Source organism: Pseudoalteromonas sp. G4 (assembly GCF_028875915.1).
In the GTDB taxonomy this organism is placed as follows: Bacteria; Pseudomonadota; Gammaproteobacteria; order Enterobacterales; family Alteromonadaceae; genus Pseudoalteromonas.
Map to the genome: position 1 here is coordinate 1 of NZ_JAPEHW010000137.1, position 2,606 is coordinate 2,606.

3 protein-coding genes are annotated in these 2,606 nt (G+C 36.4%); all 3 read right to left on the reverse strand.

Translation table 11 applies throughout. The features are described from left to right. Positions 1-273 precede the first annotated feature (273 nt). Positions 274-1,128, reverse strand: coding sequence for a hypothetical protein (locus ON073_RS20140; protein WP_274763660.1), 855 nt, complete (start codon positions 1,126-1,128; stop codon positions 274-276). 299 nt (positions 1,129-1,427) lie between these two features. Continuing rightward, positions 1,428-1,853, reverse strand: coding sequence for a hypothetical protein (locus ON073_RS20145; protein WP_274763661.1), 426 nt, complete (start codon positions 1,851-1,853; stop codon positions 1,428-1,430). 15 nt (positions 1,854-1,868) lie between these two features. Next, a complete protein-coding gene (locus ON073_RS20150) occupies positions 1,869-2,381 on the reverse strand; it encodes a Panacea domain-containing protein (RefSeq protein WP_274763662.1) in 513 nt (170 codons plus the stop codon). Positions 2,382-2,606 lie beyond the last annotated feature (225 nt).

Below are 2,606 nucleotides of genomic sequence, written 5' to 3' on the forward strand. Positions count from 1 at the left end.
ACGCCATGAATCGGCGCGCTAAATGTCCCTGTACGCTTTCCCGCTCGAAGTCCTTTTCTCGCGTTCAAGACTAGCCGAACTTCGTTCGTCTCAAGACGCTATGCACCCATGCCTACATAGCTTGCTCGAGCGCTTCGCTCCCTGTTTCGCATTATTCATTTAAATAGTATTTTCAGGTTTGATTAATGGGGGGCGGAGTGAACCTAAATATCTGATTCAATGGTAGTTTAGTGCTATCAACTATTATTTGTAACGCCCCAAACAGTAGTTTATCTACTGCTTTGGTTTGTTATATTCATTATTAAGCATAAGTGCATTTTCAATTGCTTTACGCTCTCCAAATTCAACTAAGTCGCTGTAATATGAGTCGGGCCCTTTCTTTTGTGCTTCTATGAAATCCAAAATTTTTACAGCGTTAATCCGCCACTGATTAAGGGCTTCCCTTTCCTCCATCACTTTCTTTAGTCTCGCAACATCATTAGTATCATTTTTTAGCGCTTCACGTTGTAATGCAAATCCAACCATGTTGGCAAAAAAGATAGTTCCTTTATTTTCCAATAACTTACCTATTTTTACGCAACTATTCCTCCAATCTAAGCTTAATTTGGATTGTTCGTTACATAAATGCATCAGTTCTTGATATGGTTGAACTACCATATTATGGGAATATCTTATCGCCGCTGTATGTAAATGCGTTTTCGGATAGCCAACTTCTTTTAGCGTTTCTAGTAAAATTGAAAATCTTTTCCAGTAAAAATCGTCATACTTCTTCTTATTCGCTGCGCTATTTAGCTCTTCATATGCCTTTGACAAATCATTTTTACGGACATGGTAGATTGCTGAGTAGATGTGAGGAAGGCCGTTGTCTTGGTCCATTTTTTTCAACTCTTCAATTGACTCAGTAGGATTACAAATCATTCTTTTCTCTGAGAACAAACACCTTTTAGTTGCTTGGTCAAACCAGAGAATATTGTCGAATGCTAACGTGAGTCCTTGGGTATAAAATTTTTCAAGTGCTTCTGATTGAGATAATTGACTTGCAATTAAGATGGCAACCAAAACTCTGTTTGAGCTACTGCTTTCCTTCGCGCTCGACAAATACTGCTTACTGAAGCTTTGCTCTTCCACACTGAACTCTAAGGAATGTAATCTACTCGAAAAAACAATCAAAACAAGAAAGACGTTTAGTAAGCATAGGTTTTTGAACATGATATTCCCCAAAGAAGGTTGCTATATGTGGCTTCCAGTGATACTCAGACCTGCGACAAAATACGTGAGTAAAACATCTTGAAAACATAACGCCGCATTAAGGTGTGAGCAACGCTACCTCATAATTAAACCATTACGCCATAAACACAAAACCCAACGATGACATCAAAAATGCCAAGCGTTGGGAATCACTCTTAAATGCTTTGTTAAGTGCAAGTTTATTCGATAGAGCCTTTCAGGGCTGAGATAATTGCTTTCTTTTCTTTGCCTGTCAAAGTCATATTGCTATTTTCAACAACATGGATAATTTCTTCAATAACATACGATGCAAGCCTTCCAACTTTATGGCTAGCGAGATCATTAAAAGTAACCTGTTTTTCATGAATCACAGCTACTGTATCAACACGATCAGAACAATCTGCGATAGAATCATGTGTTAGAAAAGCTTTATGATCTTCATGTGGAACATCGACTTGACATGCATAAAGATTAGGATTGTTAGCAATATAATTGTTTATTCCAGAGTTAATTATAAAAAACTCATAAGGTTTAGTTTTAAGTAATATGAAAAACTTGGGTTTAGTTACTTCAGGAAAGTTACACACCAACTTAAAAACATCGCCAGGAAGAACCGGATTTGACATTATCTTCAGGTTCTCCTAGCAATATGAAAGATGCTTAATAAGATCTTCACCGTTAGGTAAAGTCTTAATCATTTCTCGGTACTCAATTTCTCGATTATCTTGAGCTGATTCCCAAGCGCTATCATGACTCTCATCTTTAAGTTGTTGGAAAGTTTTGTTCCCATGAGTTTCAATACTTTCGTTTAAACACATTAAGTCTGAGGGTGAAAACTCATCTTCATCATAATCACGCAACGCCTTGATCATGTTACCTTCAACGGCAAATTCAGAAACAAGTTTGTGATGGCTAAAATCTCTTACAGCCTTGAAAAGGTTATAAATCTTACTTGGGACAGGTCCATTATCCATTTTGATATACACATCACCAAAAATAGGACGCCCAAACCTCTCCATGTGAAGAAGATCCGCAAAGTAACAAACTTTTGCCAGATGATAAACATCTGGGATTGGTGCTTTTTTTGCAACATACACAATTGTTTCAATTGCTTTGTCTTCATTAAAGCTAAATCTTTGATTTAACGACACCATTATACATCTCCCAATAACACAAGCGGATTATGGTTCAAATCTATGCACAAATCAAGATCTATGTTTATTTATACAGTATCCAGTAAAATTGCACTTAACATTTTAGTATTTATGCAACATGCAGTTTGTGTTGCATAATCGCCTGTTTACATAATGAAGCAATTTATAACACTAATAATTAGTTGTTACTAGTCAGATAGTTATTTGAAAATTAACATTTTATCA